This is a genomic window from Lentzea sp. JNUCC 0626 (assembly GCF_043632865.1).
Taxonomy (GTDB): domain Bacteria; phylum Actinomycetota; class Actinomycetes; order Mycobacteriales; family Pseudonocardiaceae; genus Lentzea.
In genome coordinates this window covers 7,855,042-7,869,857 of sequence record NZ_CP171635.1, presented here as the reverse complement: position 1 = coordinate 7,869,857, position 14,816 = coordinate 7,855,042, and the positions used below count along the sequence as shown (strand labels likewise).

The 14,816-nt window shown below is 65.0% G+C and carries 20 protein-coding genes and 1 tRNA gene; 7 read left to right on the top strand and 14 right to left on the bottom strand.

The window, feature by feature from the left end; genetic code table 11:
* The first annotated feature begins 171 nt into the window (after nt 1-171).
* Together JNUCC0626_RS36545 and JNUCC0626_RS36540 are read left to right on the top strand one after the other, a co-directional pair.
* Nucleotides 172-357 carry a helix-turn-helix transcriptional regulator gene (locus tag JNUCC0626_RS36545; protein WP_394615273.1) on the top strand — a complete coding sequence of 62 codons (186 nt, stop codon included), beginning with the start codon at nt 172-174 and terminating at the stop codon, nt 355-357.
* The gene (locus JNUCC0626_RS36540; RefSeq protein WP_394615272.1) at nt 354-1,784 is read left to right on the top strand and encodes an integrase; all 1,431 of its coding nucleotides are present in this window, start codon (nt 354-356) and stop codon (nt 1,782-1,784) included. The genes JNUCC0626_RS36545 and JNUCC0626_RS36540 overlap by 4 nt, the downstream gene beginning before the upstream one ends.
* Before the next feature lie 75 nt (nt 1,785-1,859).
* Here JNUCC0626_RS36540 and JNUCC0626_RS36535 read toward each other — a convergent pair whose 3' ends face one another.
* A complete protein-coding gene (locus tag JNUCC0626_RS36535; RefSeq protein WP_394615271.1) occupies nt 1,860-3,002 on the bottom strand; it encodes a pentapeptide repeat-containing protein in 1,143 nt (380 codons plus the stop codon).
* 244 nt (nt 3,003-3,246) lie between these two features.
* Nucleotides 3,247-3,327, bottom strand: a tRNA-Tyr gene (locus JNUCC0626_RS36530).
* Between the two features lie 119 nt (nt 3,328-3,446).
* Between JNUCC0626_RS36530 and JNUCC0626_RS36525 the strand changes: the two genes are divergently transcribed.
* Together JNUCC0626_RS36525 and rfbA are read left to right on the top strand one after the other, a co-directional pair.
* Entirely contained in the window at nt 3,447-3,938 is a 492-nt protein-coding gene (locus JNUCC0626_RS36525; protein WP_394615270.1) for a YajQ family cyclic di-GMP-binding protein, read from the top strand.
* Nucleotides 3,935-4,807, top strand: a complete 873-nt coding sequence (gene rfbA / locus JNUCC0626_RS36520) for a glucose-1-phosphate thymidylyltransferase RfbA (protein WP_394615269.1) — start codon at nt 3,935-3,937, stop codon at nt 4,805-4,807. Before JNUCC0626_RS36525 ends, rfbA begins: the two co-directional genes overlap by 4 nt.
* Here rfbA and htpX read toward each other — a convergent pair whose 3' ends face one another.
* The 4 genes from htpX to JNUCC0626_RS36500 are packed head-to-tail and all read right to left on the bottom strand — an operon-like array spanning nt 4,808 to nt 7,092.
* Nucleotides 4,808-5,671, bottom strand: a complete 864-nt coding sequence (gene htpX / locus JNUCC0626_RS36515; RefSeq protein ID WP_394615268.1) for a zinc metalloprotease HtpX — start codon at nt 5,669-5,671, stop codon at nt 4,808-4,810. It abuts the gene before it with no gap.
* 19 nt (nt 5,672-5,690) lie between these two features.
* Nucleotides 5,691-6,143, bottom strand: coding sequence for a 4Fe-4S binding protein (locus JNUCC0626_RS36510; RefSeq protein ID WP_394615267.1), 453 nt, complete (start codon nt 6,141-6,143; stop codon nt 5,691-5,693).
* Nucleotides 6,140-6,685, bottom strand: coding sequence for an NADH-quinone oxidoreductase subunit C (locus JNUCC0626_RS36505; RefSeq protein WP_394615266.1), 546 nt, complete (start codon nt 6,683-6,685; stop codon nt 6,140-6,142). Before JNUCC0626_RS36505 ends, JNUCC0626_RS36510 begins: the two co-directional genes overlap by 4 nt.
* On the bottom strand, nt 6,682-7,092 hold the full coding sequence (locus tag JNUCC0626_RS36500; protein ID WP_191298138.1) for an NADH-quinone oxidoreductase subunit B: 411 nt from the start codon (nt 7,090-7,092) through the stop codon (nt 6,682-6,684). Before JNUCC0626_RS36500 ends, JNUCC0626_RS36505 begins: the two co-directional genes overlap by 4 nt.
* Before the next feature lie 312 nt (nt 7,093-7,404).
* Here JNUCC0626_RS36500 and JNUCC0626_RS36495 point away from each other — a divergent pair, with 312 nt between their 5' ends.
* Entirely contained in the window at nt 7,405-8,349 is a 945-nt protein-coding gene (locus JNUCC0626_RS36495) for a LysR family transcriptional regulator (RefSeq protein ID WP_430623485.1), read from the top strand.
* Between the two features lie 25 nt (nt 8,350-8,374).
* Here the strand turns inward: JNUCC0626_RS36495 and JNUCC0626_RS36490 are convergent, their stop codons facing one another.
* From JNUCC0626_RS36490 to JNUCC0626_RS36480, 3 genes are all read right to left on the bottom strand, one after another.
* Nucleotides 8,375-8,524 carry a hypothetical protein gene (locus JNUCC0626_RS36490; protein ID WP_394615264.1) on the bottom strand — a complete coding sequence of 50 codons (150 nt, stop codon included), beginning with the start codon at nt 8,522-8,524 and terminating at the stop codon, nt 8,375-8,377.
* A gap of 138 nt (nt 8,525-8,662) precedes the next feature.
* Entirely contained in the window at nt 8,663-9,412 is a 750-nt protein-coding gene (locus tag JNUCC0626_RS36485; RefSeq protein WP_394615263.1) for a transglycosylase SLT domain-containing protein, read from the bottom strand.
* 532 nt (nt 9,413-9,944) lie between these two features.
* Nucleotides 9,945-10,322: a hypothetical protein gene (locus tag JNUCC0626_RS36480; protein WP_394615262.1), complete on the bottom strand. Its 378-nt coding sequence runs from the start codon at nt 10,320-10,322 to the stop codon at nt 9,945-9,947.
* Nucleotides 10,323-10,437: 115 nt separating this feature from the next.
* On the opposite strand from JNUCC0626_RS36480, the gene JNUCC0626_RS36475 reads away from it, so the two are divergent.
* On the top strand, nt 10,438-10,731 hold the full coding sequence (locus JNUCC0626_RS36475) for a hypothetical protein (RefSeq protein WP_394615261.1): 294 nt from the start codon (nt 10,438-10,440) through the stop codon (nt 10,729-10,731).
* A complete protein-coding gene (locus JNUCC0626_RS36470; protein ID WP_394615260.1) occupies nt 10,732-11,475 on the top strand; it encodes a GNAT family N-acetyltransferase in 744 nt (247 codons plus the stop codon).
* Here JNUCC0626_RS36470 and JNUCC0626_RS36465 read toward each other — a convergent pair.
* From JNUCC0626_RS36465 to JNUCC0626_RS36445, 5 genes are all read right to left on the bottom strand, one after another.
* Nucleotides 11,472-11,894 (bottom strand): hypothetical protein, encoded by a 423-nt coding sequence (locus tag JNUCC0626_RS36465; protein ID WP_394615259.1) that lies wholly within the window; start codon nt 11,892-11,894, stop codon nt 11,472-11,474. The two genes, JNUCC0626_RS36470 and JNUCC0626_RS36465, sit on opposite strands and share 4 nt — an antisense overlap.
* Nucleotides 11,895-12,165: 271 nt before the next feature.
* The gene (locus JNUCC0626_RS36460; RefSeq protein ID WP_394615258.1) at nt 12,166-12,561 is read right to left on the bottom strand and encodes a DUF4279 domain-containing protein; all 396 of its coding nucleotides are present in this window, start codon (nt 12,559-12,561) and stop codon (nt 12,166-12,168) included.
* Nucleotides 12,562-12,567: 6 nt separating this feature from the next.
* A complete protein-coding gene (locus JNUCC0626_RS36455) occupies nt 12,568-12,735 on the bottom strand; it encodes a hypothetical protein (RefSeq protein WP_394615257.1) in 168 nt (55 codons plus the stop codon).
* 18 nt (nt 12,736-12,753) lie between these two features.
* Nucleotides 12,754-13,137 carry a hypothetical protein gene (locus tag JNUCC0626_RS36450; protein ID WP_394615256.1) on the bottom strand — a complete coding sequence of 128 codons (384 nt, stop codon included), beginning with the start codon at nt 13,135-13,137 and terminating at the stop codon, nt 12,754-12,756.
* An 819-nt stretch (nt 13,138-13,956) separates the two neighbouring features.
* Nucleotides 13,957-14,364 (bottom strand): hypothetical protein, encoded by a 408-nt coding sequence (locus JNUCC0626_RS36445; protein WP_394615255.1) that lies wholly within the window; start codon nt 14,362-14,364, stop codon nt 13,957-13,959.
* Between the last annotated feature and the right edge of the window lie 452 nt (nt 14,365-14,816).

The following is a 14,816-nucleotide window of genomic DNA, read 5'->3' as shown; positions in this document are numbered from 1 at the left end:
TAAGCCGCTTACACCCCTGCACGCCTTCAACCAGGCGACTTACGGCTCTTACGGCAGTTACGCCGCTACAGACCTCACCAAACCCGAGGCGATGCCGCGCGCCCAGATCTGGCCGGGCTCGTCAGCTGCCGTTGCTCATCGCTCCAACCAACACGCGGAGGTGGCGTGGTCATGCGCCGACGTGAACTGCTCACGGTTGCCGAGTTCTGCAAGGAGTTCAAGATTTCCCGCTCGACGCTCTACGAGTGGATTGCCAAGCAAACGGCACCGAAGTTCTCACGGCTGCCGAACGGACAACTGCGGTTCGAACGGAGCGACGTGGACGACTGGTTCAACGGCTGTGAGGTGGCGGCATGAAGACGAGCTTCAACGTCCGGATCTACGCCACCGATATCTACAAGGGCGCGCGAACCACCACCTACTGGGTTCGGTGGGCCGTCGAGAAGAGGCAGTTCAAGGAGAAGTTCAAGACCGCTGCTCTGGCGGACAGCTTCCGTTCGGAACTCGTCATCGCCTCGCGCAAGGGTGAGGCGTTCTGCGTTGAGACGGGTAGCCCGCTGTCGAAGCTCCGGGAGGAAACCGCGGATCTGTCGACGATGTCTTGGTTTGATCTCGTCGCCAAGTTCGTCGACATGAAGTGGGACGAAGCCGCGCCGACTCATCGAAAGTCCATTGCGGACGCGCTCGCGCCGATCACCGAAGCAATGATCGCTACCGACCGCGGCCGTCCCCGACACAAGGTGCTGCGCCGCGCGATCCGCATTCACTGCAACAAGGAGCGCCGCGGCCAGGAGCACCCGAGTGACGTTGCGGCGGCGCTCGTGTGGTTGTCACAGAACACGCGTCAGGTGTCCGAACTCTTGAACGCCGATTTCCTGCGGAAGGTGGTTGGTGCGTTCGAACGGAAGCTCGACGGGCAGCGTGCCGCCTACGACACGATCCGGCTACGGCGAACGACGTTCGGCAGCATCTTGGCCTACGCCAATGAGATCGTTGTGTTGTCTGAGAACCCCTGGAAGGAGGTGAAGGTCAAGAAGCACAAGGCGGTGGCCAAGGAGGTTGATCGTCGTTGTGTGGCGAACCCGATCCAGTTCCGCACGGTTCTACGCGAGGTGGCCGGCATCGGTCGCACGGGTGCCAAGTTGGTGGCGTTCTTCGCGCTGATGTTCTTCGCGGCCCTGCGACCCGAAGAGGCTTCCAACGTCAGGCTCTACAACCTGCGGCTCCCCCCGAAAGTATGGAACGAGGACGCGCAACGTTGGGAGGTCCACGAGTGGGGCGTGATCGACCTTGAGGGGGCAGCGCCCGAGGTAGGCAGCGAGTGGACGGACAGCGGCAAGCGACACGAGGAACGCGAACTCAAACACCGTCACAAGGGCTTCGGCCGACCGGTCCCGATGTGCCCGGAGTTGGCTCTCTACCTCTACGAGCACATCGCGATGTTCGGTATTGGGCCGCGCGGGCTGCTGTTCGTCGCCGAGCGCGGCGGGCGCATTGGCAGCTCTACCTACGGACGAATCTGGGACGTTGCCCGCAAGATCGCGTTTACAACGGAAGTGGAGACCAGCCCGCTGGCAAAGCGGCCGTACGACCTACGCCATGCGTGTGTGACCTTCTGGCTCAACCTGGTCAAGGAGCCCAAGCGGGTCGCCGAGTGGGCGGGACACAGCCTCGCAGTGCTGCTGCGCGAGTACGCGAAGTGCATCGACGGAGGTGAGCAAGAAGCTCTCAGAAGCGTGCAAGCGGGTCTGAGCGGCTCGACCGCTGCATTCAAATCGAGATAACTCCCTCCAAGGCGACGGATCATCACTACCCACCAGCCAGATAGCAGAATTCCGCATCCTCGACTATCAACCAATTCAGGAAGATGATTCATCGCCATCGTCCAGCACGAAAGGTATCTCCACTCCCTCCGGGAGACCGCCCAACAATTGCACCTTCCGAAGGTTTGTGCCACTAAAATTGAGCTCAGCCTCAAACCGCGTGTCCTCTAGCTGAACTCGCCCCGAAAATTGAGCGCCATGAAAGCTCGTGTAGCCATCAAATCCAGCATTGGCAAATATCACGCCCTTGAAAGCCGTCCGAACAAACCGGGCAACCCCTTTGAATTGAGTCCCCATAAACCAAACCACGCCATCAAATCGCGCCCTTTCGAAGTTTGCGACAGCCGCGAACCGCGCCCTGCTGAAGTTGGCGAAACCATCGAATCGCGCATTAACAAAGACCGCCCTGCCGGCAGCGATGTTCGCAAAGTCGAGGTTTATGAGTACAGCATTGGTAAAATCCAGTTCGATGTCGGGCCAGAACTTTACATCTGGAGCGTCGCCGTCACCGGGACGCAGGTGATTAGCCAAGATACGTTGAGCAGCAAGACGCACTTCGCGCTCCTGGGATCTTTCTAGATTGGAATCCAGGAGCGCAGCTTGGACATCGACGACTGACTGCTCACTGGGCAGCATGTAAGGCATTCGCAGGTAGGCACACAGCACGTTAACGATGGTCTGGCGTTGAGGCGGGTTGTCTTGAGCAAGACGCTCCAGAGCGTAAAGACCTCCGAGCCGGACGGGTGCCTTCTCAGAGCCGAGTTGCTCGACAGCTTTGGTGTACAGGTCGGTGATGCGCCGCTCACGGGCGTCGGCTTCCGCGTGGTCATGATCACGATCTTTCTGCGCAAGGGCGATTGCGGCTTGCGCAAGGGTGACCTCGGTTGCGCGTTGGCGTCGCCACGAGAGATAGAGAGCAAGGGCCCCGCCGCCGCCTAAACCGATGCTGAGCCCGGTCCGGAGTGCATCAAGCCGGGCCGTAACGAGCTTGTCCCCGTTAAGGCCGGAAGTTCCGCCCCACCACAAAGCCACCACCACAGTTGCGGTCAGCAGAAGGACGCCGCCGACCACGACAACTACCGCTCGCATGGACAGCGGGGGCATCGGCTGCGCAAGCGCGGCCTCAGGTACAGGCATCACTACCGCTGGCGAACCAGCTATCTGTGCGGGTGTGTTCACAACTGCTCATCACCGCAGCACGCTCCACCGCTACAAGCCAACCAGTCCACGAGAGCCGCGAACAGCGACAGGCACCAACGGCCCCGCCTAGACGAGACGACAACCAGGACATACCTGCGTGCAACTTCGGCACGTATTCGGCACAGACACCAGCAACCGACCGGATCGAGCCGTACGCAGCCGGACAGCACGACGAAGGCCCTGTGACCAGAACTTCCTGGTCACAGGGCCTTCAGTACTGCTGTGGCGGGTAGAGGATTCGAACCTCTGTAGCTTTCGCGACGGATTTACAGTCCGCTCCCATTGGCCGCTCGGGCAACCCGCCCCACACCGTCGTAACGGTGCGGGCAGAACAATACATAACCCCTTCGGGACGCCCCAAATCGGGGTACCCCAGTAGCATCGCAGCAGGCTGTGACCCCGAGATCGTTGAGGAGTGAAGTCGTGGCGGACCCGTCGTTCGACGTGGTGAGCAAGGTGGACCGGCAGGAGGTCGACAACGCGCTCAACCAGGCCTCCAAGGAGCTGAGCACGCGCTTCGACTTCCGCGGGACCAACACCACAGTGGCCTGGGCCGGCGAGGAGGCGATCACCTTCACCTCCGAGACCGAGGAGCGTTGCAAGGCGGCGATCGACGTCTTCCAGGAGAAGCTGGTCAAGCGCAACATCTCGATGAAGGCCTTCGAGGTGGGCGACCCCGCCATCTCCGGAAAGGTGTTCAAGGTCACGGGAAATCTCGTGCAGGGCATCACGTCGGAGAAGGCCAAGGAGATCGCCAAGAAGATCCGCGACGAGGCGCCCAAGGGCGTTCAGGCGCAGATCCAGGGCGACCAGCTCAGGGTGTCCGGCAAGAAGAAGGACCACCTGCAGGACGTCATCTCGCTGCTGAAGGGCTCTGACTTCGGCATCGCCCTCCAGTTCACCAACTACCGGTGAAGGGCATCGTCCTCGCCGGTGGCAGCGGGACGCGCCTGCACCCGATCACGCAGGCCGTCTCCAAGCAGCTGCTGCCGGTGTTCGACAAGCCGATGATCTACTACCCGCTGTCGGTGCTCATGCTGGCCGGCATTCGCGAGGTGTTGATCATCAGCACGCCGACCGACTTACCGCTGTTCCGGCGGTTGTTGGGCGACGGGTCGCAGTGGGGCATGTCGTTCTCCTACGCCGAGCAGGCCGCGCCGAACGGGCTCGCGGAGGCGTTCATCATCGGCGCTGACTTCGTCGGGGACGACGACGTGGCGCTGGTGCTGGGCGACAACATCTTCTACGGCCAGGGCTTCTCCACGACCCTGCAGCAGCACGCGTCCTCTTTGGACGGCTGCGTGCTGTTCGGGTACCAGGTGAAGGACCCCGAGCGGTACGGCGTGGGCGAGGTCGACTCGACGGGCAGGCTGTTGTCCATCGAGGAGAAGCCGGCGAAGCCGAAGTCGAACCGGGCGATCACCGGGCTCTACTTCTACGACAACGGTGTGGTGGACATCTCCCGCAACCTCAAGCCGTCGCCGCGCGGCGAGCTGGAGATCACCGACGTCAACCTCGCGTACCTGCGCGAGGGGCGCGCCCAGCTCGTGGACCTGAGCCGCGGCTTCGCGTGGCTCGACACCGGCACGCACGACTCGCTGCTCGAGGCCGGGCAGTTCGTGCAGGTGCTGGAGCACCGGACCGGCGTGCGCATCGCGTGTCCCGAGGAGATCGCGCTGCGCATGGGCTTCATCTCCGCGCAGGAGTGCTACGCGCTCGGCGAGAAGCTCGGCAAGTCCGGGTACGGCGAGTACCTCATGGCCGTGGCGAAGGCAGGACGTTAGTCAGCGCCTGGCCATTTCCTCGAGCCTGCGGATGCGGTCGGCGATCGGCGGGTGGGTCGAGAACCACTTGGCGAACTGTTCCCCGGTGCGGAACGGGTTCGCGATCATCAGGTGGCTCTGCGACACCACCTCCGGCTCCGGTGCGAGCGGCGCCGCCCGCGTCCCCAGCTCGATCTTGCGCAGCGCCGAGGCCAACGCCAGCGGGTCGCCGGTCAGTTCGGCACCCGACTGGTCGGCCTGGAACTCGCGCGAGCGGCTCACGGCCAGGCGCACCACGGTGGCGGCGATCGGGCCCAGCAGTGCGATCAGCAGCAGTCCCAACGGGCCGGGGCCGTCGTCGTCCGAGTCGCCGCCGCCGAAGATGCTCGCGAACATGGCCAGGTTGGCGAGCATGGTGATCACGCCGGCCAGTGCGCCCGCCACGCAGCTGATCAGGATGTCGCGGTTGTAGACGTGCGCGAGCTCGTGGCCGAGGACGGCGCGCAGCTCCCGTTCGTCGAGCAGCTCCAGAATTCCGGTGGTGCAGCACACGGCCGCGTTGCGCGGGTTGCGGCCCGTCGCGAACGCGTTGGGCGCGATCGTCGGGCTCAGGAACAGCCTGGGCATGGGCTGACGCGCCTTCTGCGACAGCTCCCGCACGATCGCGTAGAGCTGCGGCTGCTCCACTTGCGACACGGGAACCGCCCGCATCGCACGCAGCGCCAGCCTGTCCGAGTTGAAGTACGCGTAGGCGTTCACGCCCAGGGCCAGCACCAGGCCGATGACCAGTGCCGTGCGGCCGAACAAGCTGCTGACCAGCACGATCAGCGCGCTCATCCCACCGAGCAGCACGGCCGTCTTCAACCCGTTGAAGTGCTTGTGCACGGTTGCGCCTCCGGGTCGGTTACGTCCTACCCCTCAACGAACCAGGCCTCCTGCCGGTTCCGCTGGCCGTTTCCGGTGCGGACTCCGCGGCGGGGTCGAGCGCGGGTGGCGGCGGCACCTTCTCGACCCACGTGGACAGCACGTCCCGTTCGTGGACGAGCTCCGCCACGGCGCCCTCGCCGTCGATCGAGCCCGTGCCCGGATAACCGAAGTCCGGCGCCCAGTGCAGGGCGTCGAACGGGCAGACCTCGACGCAGATGCCGCAGTACAGACATTGGCCGTAGTCGATCGCGAACCGGTCGAGCACGTTGCGGCTGCGCGGCCGGGCGCTGCCGGGCTGCTCCTCGACCTCGGTGTGCGACGTGATGTGGATGCACCAGTCGGGGCACTCGCGCGCGCAGATCATGCAGACCGTGCAGTTGGCGTCCAACAGCGCGATGACACCCCTCGTGCGCGGGGGAAGGTTCGTCACGACTGCGGCTCCTCTTCGCGGCGCGGACCCCAGGACGGGTCGGGAACGCCAGGTGGTGCGGTGCGGCGCCGGCTCGGGGCGCTCGTGTTGTCCTCGCCCGGCTCGAGGCTGCCCGGCCACGGGCGCACGACGCGGGCGGCGAGCACGAAGTCCTTGCGCAGCGGGTGGCCTTGGAAGGTCTCGGGGAGCAGCAGGTGCTCCGGCTTGCTGTCGACGCTCACGCCGAACATCTCCGCCGCCTCGCGCTCGTGCCAGTGCGCGCCCTTCCAGAGGTGGGCGACGCTCGGGAGCGCCTCGTCGGGGCCGAGTTCGGTGCGCAGCATGACGCCCGCACGTGTGCTCGGGTCGATGACGTGCAGGAACACCGCGTGGCGTTGGCCGACCGACCCCGGCCGGCCCGCGTCCTCGACGCCGAGCCAGTCGAACATCGTGTGGCCGGCGGTGTGGTGTCCGGTGGCCGTCGCGAGCCAGTCGGCGAGCTCCACGTGGTGGATGGTCTGGCCGAACGCGGTCTTCGGGGTGCTGGGGCTCGAGGTCGTCATGCGTTCACCAGCCCGTGCAGCGCCTTGAGGCCTTCCAGCAGCGCTTCGGGGCGCGGTGGGCAACCGGGGACGGCGACGTGGACCGGCAGGGCCTGGTCGATTCCCTTGGTGACGCTGTAGGAATCCCAGTACGGGCCGCCGGTGTTGCTGCAGGCGCCCACTGAGATCACGTACCGAGGTTCGGGCATGGCCTCGTAACTGCGGAGGACTGCGGGCAACATGACGTCCGTGACGGTGCCGGAAACGACGAGAACGTGCGCCTCGCCCGCGCCGTCGACAGGCGTGACGCCGAGGTCGGGAAGGCGGTCGAGAGCTGCCATCACTTCGACTCCGCAGCAGGCGAGTCCGAGTTCGAGCACGGTGACCTGGTAGGTGGTGCCCCAGTCCAGGCGAGCGGAAGCCGTCACAACGGCTGAGGGTAATACTTGGGGGCCCGCCGGCTTGCGCCTGGCGGACCCCCACCCCCCAATGATTCCCCCCGGAATCGGCTCCCACGCGTGGTCGCCGCAGATAGTTTTGTACACCGCGGGATAAGTGTCCAGGGATTTGCCGACAGGATCTTTAGATAATCTGTCGGCGAAATGCGGTCAAGTTCAGTTCAACTGATCGGTAGAACATCAGAGAGGGTTCCGATGTCCGGCTCGTCCCAGTTGGTGCTTCCCACCAGCACCTCGCTGCACCGTTTGCTGAACATGCCCGGTGCACTACTGGATACCACGATGGACCAGCTCAGGACGCTGCTCACGGTGCATGAGACCCGTTCGGCCCTACGTGCCGCTCGTGCGTTGGGACGAGAGCAGTCGAGCGTTCAGAAGCAGCTCGACACGTTGAACAGGAACTTCCTGGAACTGTGCGGCGAAGCGCTCGTGGTGAAGCAAGGACGCGGAAAAGACGTGCTGTTCACGCCGACCGGTGAGTCACTCGTCGAATTGGCGCGGGAGACCCTTGCGGAGTGGCTGGACGGAATTCACGAGTGCCGCCGCAAGCTCGGCACGACCGTCACCGTCGGCACCACGCGATACATGCTGGACACGCTCGCGAAGGCGTGGCACCACGTCGCCGACGAGTTCCGCGAGCGCGACGTGGACCTCAAGGTCGTGCACATCCGCACCAAGGACATCTGGACGAAGCTGGAGACGCAGGAGGTCGACCTCGTGTGCGGCAGCGTCGTGACGCGGTCGGGCGCGGGGTGGGAACGGCCGGAGTTCGACGTGATCGAGTGGCGCCGCGGCGGGCTCGCGTTGCTGACGAATCTGCCGACGACGGTTGTGGGCGACCGGGTGCGGGTACCTCAGTTGAGGTCGGTCCCGTTGGTCGTGCCGGGGGCGGGGCTGATCGCCGAGTTCCTGCGGGGCTGGTTCGGGCCGGACTACCGCCAGGGGCTCGACATCGCCGCGGAGATCGACGAGATCCAGTACGGCATCTCGCTGCTGCGCTCGAACCTCGTCCAGGGAGCCATGATCGTGACGTCTGGTTTGGGCGTGGTGGCGTCGAACAACGAACTCCGGGAGGGTGGGGGCCTCCGGGTGGTTGAGCTCTCAGATGACTCACTGGAGCGGCTTGTCGGCGTTTTCGCCCGAACGGACGAGCTCGCGAAGCATCCGGCGGATCACCCGCTGAACCTGCTGTGGTCGGCCTTCCAAGCAGAAGCGCCCCGGCCGTAGCCGAGGCGCTTCTCGCTGTTTCTTCCTACTTCTCCGCGGGTGTCATGGCGTCGTGCTCAGGCCTGCGTTGCTCGACTTTGGGACGGTGTTGGGCTTTGGCCATCTTGGCCAGCCAACTCGTCGCCTCCGAGCGGATCTTCTCCAGCTCGTCGTCGCGTGCCTGTTGCTCGTTCATCGGCCACTCCCTGCGTTCGGGGATCGCGTTCGATGGGAGCACTACCGGGCTAGTGCCCGCTAGGGCCGCCATGCTTGTGGGTGAACCTGGTTGACAGCATCGCTCGCCGATAGGTTTCCCGCACCCCGACGACCTGGGTCAGTACCCCTTGTACCCGCCGCCCAGGCCCATGGAGACGAGGCCGGGGTGGTTGTGGAAGCCGCCGTAGCGCGCGTAGGTGTAGCGAACGCCCGCGATGATGTTGTCGACCGGCGCCAGGATGTTGTCGTAGCCCGCGAGCTTGTAGGCGTTGAACGTGGGGTCGATGCACTGCATGAGGCCCTTGGAGGGCGTGCCGCGCATCGCGTTGGAGTCCCAGTTGTTGACGGCGTTGGGGTTGCCGTTCGACTCCTTCATGATGATCGTGTAGATCTCGTCGACGGAGCCGTTGTCGATGTTGGTGCCGTTGGCCTGCAGGACCTTGATGGCTTCCTTGATCCAGCCCTCGACCTCGCGCTGCTTGGCGGGCTTGCGCATCTCCGCCTGCCGCTCGGCCTCGGCCTTCGCCGCCGCCTCGCGCTGGGCGTGAGCATCCGCGGCGACCTTGGTGGCCTGCTCGAACGTCTGCTGCGCGTACATCTGCTGGAACTGCAGCAGCCGACCCACCTGGTTGCCCGGGTTGACGTCGTGCACGGTCTGGATCGTCTTGGCCTGCTGGTCGGGAAGAGCGCCCAGCTCGGCCGCGCCCGCGGCGAGTTCCGTGGAAGAACCGCTGGTGGCGGCGTTGGCGATGGCCGCAGTGCCGGCGGCGACACCCGCCGCGACGACGATCGCGCTCACGCGGTGAGCAAGCGGAACCTTGTCGTCCTCGACGCGGTGAGCGCCGGGCTTGACTTCTTGTCTGGGCACGACCGTGTACACGGTTCGGCCATCGGCCTTGCTGTGCCGGGCCAAGGGGGAGCCTCCTGCGTCGGGGAGCTTGGTCTCCGGCAAACCCAGGCGGGGGACTCTGAGCGGACAAAGGGCCCTAGTAGCTGCAGCTCCTGTGTCCTGCCGGTGACCAAACCGTTATCGGCGGGCGAGAACGTAACCTCGCGTCACGAGCGCAGGCAAGCTTGAGCGCCCGTTGGGTGACTCTCGTCACTTTTGCGTCGGGTCGGGCTAGCAGTTGCTGACAGACAGTCAGCGCGCCTTGTGAGTGCTGCGTAAGTTCATCGTTGCCTCCTGACGAACTGGCGGAGCTGTCTGTTAGTTCGCTGCTGTCCCGGCTCTCGTTATGGGTTACGTCCACGACCACGCGATCGAGTGATGCGATCACGCTTCGTGATGTCGTTGGGGTGCGGGGAGCTGACCTGCGAGGACTTGATCGCTGGACAGCGTTTTTCTCGGTCTGAGGAGAGGTACGGAGAGAGCGCCTCTTCGGTTCACCCGATGTTGTGGGTTAACGCTTGCGCCTCTGCTCCAACGCCCTGAGAACCCAGTCCGGGCTGTCGCCGGGACTGTCGTTGAAGGCGATCGCGGCCTCCGGCTGATGCCAGTGCACCTCGTTGACGACGGCTTGGAAGAGCTCCAAGAGGCCGGGTCCCTTGCGAATGCCGCCGCCGACCACGACCACGTCGTACTTCTTGCTCCGGAGCTTCTCCGCGAGCTTCGCCTGGGCGCGGCCGTCGAGTTCGGCGAAGTCGATGAGGAAGAGGTCCTCGGCGAGGCCGAGTTCGGCGAGCTGCCTGCTGCCCTGCTCGATGCCCGCGGCGACGGGCGCGGGGTCGAAGCCGGGGATGGTGTGCGGGTCGAAGCCGATCACGAGAACGTCGGTCATCGTGCGACGCTACTGCGGCCACCAGAGGCCGGCCACGAGCATTTCGAGCAGGTCGGTGAGCTCGGGGCCGTCCGCGAGCCAGTTGTCCCAGTGGCAGTCAGCGTGGACGGGCACGGTGGACTTCACGTGCGCGGGCGCGCTTGAGTCGGCGCCGACGTGGACCTGGTGCGACTGGCTGCTCGTGCGCTCGAGCGGTCCCGGATCGCGTCCGAGCGCGGACATGACGATGGCGCGAGCGTTCCCCCATGCCCGCCAAGCTCCCACTCGTGCGGCCAACGCGATCGAGGTCGTCGACAAGATCGGCGAGAACTACACGGCGGAGGACACGCTCACCGAACTCGTCGATCCACACGCCGACCTGGAGCGCGCCAGCCTCGCGGTCTTCGACGGCGACGCGATGGTCGGCTAAATGAAGATCCAGTACCGCCCCGCCGCCACGGAGGTGCACCGCGTCTCGCTGGACGGTGGCGTGCACCCTTCCCACCGTCGCCAGGGCATCGGCACGCGGCTCGTGCGGGCAGGTGTCGAGGCGGCCCGCGTCTTGCACGCGTTGCATCACCCGACGCTGAAGCTGGCGATCAACGTCCACAAGGCCGAGCACATCGCGGGCCTCGCGCCGCTTCTCATTGCAGAAGGCTTCACGCCCGTCCGCTACTTCCAGCGAATGGAGCACGGGCTGCGTGACGTGCCATCTTCTTCTGACCCGCGCATCGAGCCGTGGTCGCCGTCGAGCGACGAGGAGTTCCGTGGGTTGCGCAACGAGGCCTACCGCTCGGTGTGGGGCGCGACCCCGATGTCGTTGCCGCTCTGGCAGAACAAGATCACCAACCAGACGTTCAGGCCGTCGATGAGCTTCCTGCTGCGCGACGCCGACGGGGTGGCGGCGGGCATGCTCGTGACGATGAACTGGGAGGCCGACACAGAAGCCACCGGTGTCAACGACGCGCACTTCATGCTCATCGGCGTGTTGCCCTCGCACCGCCGTAGGGGCATCGCAAGCGCGTTGATCGCACACGCGTTGGCCGCCGCCACTCGGCAGCGCTACGACCGCGCGTTGCTGAGCGTCGACTCCGAGAACGCGACCGGGGCGTTCGGCATCTTCGACCGTGCGGGCTTCACGGCGACGATGCGGTACGTGAAGTGGGAGGCCTAGTCCTCATCCATGCGCAACTCGCCGTTGGACACCATGAACGGCGTGGGCCGCTCGTCCTGCTCCTCGCGGTAGAAACCGCCGTACCCGTCGTCCGCCGCGTACGGTGCGAGCCACTGCGCGACCTGCCACCACACCTCGGCCCACTGGTCGTCCACCCAGTACAACCGCGCGTACAGCCCCCACGCGTAGATCTCGCCGTCGCGGTTGCGCCCGCGAGACTGCCTGCGCAACGCCACGTGCTCGCCACCCGGCAGGTAGCTCTCCGCGACCGGCTCCAGCACGGGGTGGTCGTAGTCGACCACGAGGTTCGGCGGCCGGATTTCGCTCAGACCCAGGTGGTAGCGCAGTTCGTCGAGCGTTTCCGGCGGCGTGTCGTCACGCAGGAAAAACGAATAGACGACCTCGAAATGAAGACTCACCCAGTTCCCCCTTGGACTTGCTCCAACATTACTGCGCCGGCGCCAGCTCGAAGCCGGCGATGCCGATCCTCATGCCCAGGAACCACAGGAGGACGGTTCCAGCCTTCACCGAATCTCGCAAACCGCTAAACGCTTTGAATGTGCACTCAACGCGTTGAACGGTACTTCTGACACGGCAAGCGGGTTGGAGTTAAAACAATTTCTTGACCGTCCTGGTGGGGCCGCGCGGAAATATAGGTGCGACTGATTGCGCACGCCCGCTCGACGGCGGTCAGTAGAGATCGAAACCGACTTCGAGGTCGAGCTCGGCCAGCCGACGCATCAGGTCGGTGGTGAGGGTGAAGCCGCCCTGCGCGTCGTCCGCGGTGAAGACACCGCAGAAGATGTCGATCTCGACGTTGCTCCTGATCGCGCCGAACTCACGCCGATGCGCCTCGACGAACGCGACGAGCTCCGCGATGTGTTCGTCAAGCGGGCTCGTGCGCTCCGCACTGCTGCCGAGCGACCAGTAGGACATGGTCCGGCGAGGACCGTCGGGAAGCCTACCCACCGGATCGCCGATGTCGTAGCCCCAGGCCGGTTCGCCAAGCACCGCAACAAGTTCCGCCAACGCCAACGACTTGCTGAAGACCCTCAGCGACGCCTTGTACTCGTGCCGTTCCTGCACTGCCGGCTAGCCCTGTTTCCCTGGCATCACACCGGCGACGGCCTGCCACGCCTTCCCGTCAACGGCGGGCAGCGCGGTCTTCACCGCCCCGTGCGCGGTGACAACGGAACCCTCCATCGCGGTGGCCGCCGCGAGGTACTCCTGGGCCGCCGCGTAGTGCTCGGGACCGTTCATGCTGATCACCCCAGGTCCTCACTTCGGGTCGTCGGAGTGCCACGGATAGACGAACTGTTCCGGTTGCACGCCCCAGTTCCCCAGAGCTTCAAGCAGTTCCGGTTCGCCGGCGGCAGTCGTGGCTTTGATCAGCACGGCTCCGATGTCGTAGTCGTAGCCGTCGATCAGGTCGGCCTCGTAGTCCCAGTGCTCGATGGTGAAGGTGCGGGCGTTGTCGGATCGCTTCCAGCCCTGGTTGCCGGCTTCGGTGTCGGCCGGGGTGGTGCGGGGCCAGATGTCGATGAACGCGCGACGGCCCGCCCGTTCCGCCTCGACCTCGGCGACCAGGCGCTGTCCGAGCCTCAGGGCGGCCAGCTTGTCGGCGGGCCACGCCTCGTCGGCGGGGCCGGACTGCTCACTCATCGGGCACCGCCGTTCGACAGTCGTGGATCGCCTCTCACAAGGATCTTCGGAGGCGATCGTCTTCCACAACTGAATAGCCGCGCGGGACCCCGGCACGTGGCCGGGGTCCCGCGCGGAACGGACTGCGTGGGCGAGGTCTAGCCGCGCAGTTCCATCGTGCGGAGTTCCCACAGTTCGATCAACACCGACCTGACCTGCAACGGAGGCTCGTCCCAGGCCCGATCAGTGAATGGTGTTCCACACATGTTCCAGCGATCTACGTCGGCCGATCAGCGCAGGGAAGCGGATGCAGCCACAACGACGGATGGCCAGAGCTGAACATCCGGGGGCAAGCCTTTGAGCTGGTCGACGCCGCCAAGACGTTGAGCTGCCCATAGGCGCGGCCGTCGAGCGCCGTGCCCAGCTCGATCAAGCGACCCATTCTGCGCTCGCACCGGCGTCTGCACTACATCCATCCTTTGTAGCGAGCAAAGCCGACGGCCAATAGTGCACCAGTTGCGAGCGAACCCCGTTGAACTAGAAGAAGTAGGGCGTACCGCAGTGTCGTACCCCATCCACCGTTCGCGGCCGCGAGTAGAGCTTCCGTACGCCCCGTCCAGCTTCTTGCAACCTGCAACCGGTCGGCCAAAAATGACGAGTCATCTTGCACTTGGCGTGAAGCCTTAGAAGAGATCCTGCGGCCCATCGAAGCCTCCGGTGGACGTCACAAACCGTCCCACCGGTAAGCGGGCTTGCTAGCCGCGGCTTGGGGGCTAGAAGCCCACCAGCCTGGAAGGTGACCCCGTCCGGCCCAGGGGCTGCACGAGCTACGCAGCACCGTCAGGGTAGCAACGAGATGTCGATCGCGTCCAGGCGTGCCAGAACAGCCTTGTCGACCAGCTGCCACCAGACATCAGCTTTGACCTGTGGCGTTCGAGGACACTTAGGACAACGAAATATGTACGAGTGCTTGCTCGTGAGGGAGTTCGGCTCGGCGTCCTTGCCCATTGGGGGCGCAAACCATTGGAGCGCGTGGTTCATGCCATGGGTGCCGTCCAGCTCTCGACGGGCACTCGTGAGCAACATTCTCTTGTGCTGGCCTCGGTCGGTGCAGACCACAGGCATGAAATAGTCAACCTCACGCCCGCTCATGGTGAACTCTCGGCAACGTTCCGGGTCGATCCGCGGCACAGGCGGCCCATCCTTGTACACACCGGCCTCCTCGTGCCGGCCATGGGCCAGCAGCATCGCCTCTGACGGCTTCTCACTTCTGCTGCGAGTGTTGTGCAACCCCCTCCATCGTCACCTCATGGCTGCCGACCGCACAATAGAAGGTGGCGACCGGCGGCACTCTCAGAAGTGCAGTCTCAGTCCACATCAACGTGCTGCCGAGCAGGCCCTCGCTCGCAACACTGCGCCAACCGCGCGCTGAGACGGACTGCTTCCCGCGGGACATCCGGCGCTGCTGCGCTCGTATCTGCGATCGCGGGGCCTCGGCTCGACGCCCTCCAGCGAGTCCTGGGATGACGCTCTTCGAGATGCGGTCCTTGCATTCAGGAAGATCGAGTTCTACGCACACATGCTTGCGATCCCGGCGGACGCCGAGCAGCCCAGGCAAGCCGTGGCTCGTCGCCAGATCGGCCGGGACGTCTGGCGCACCATGTCCCTCAGCGAGCCAGACAGCATCTGTTGGCGTGAGC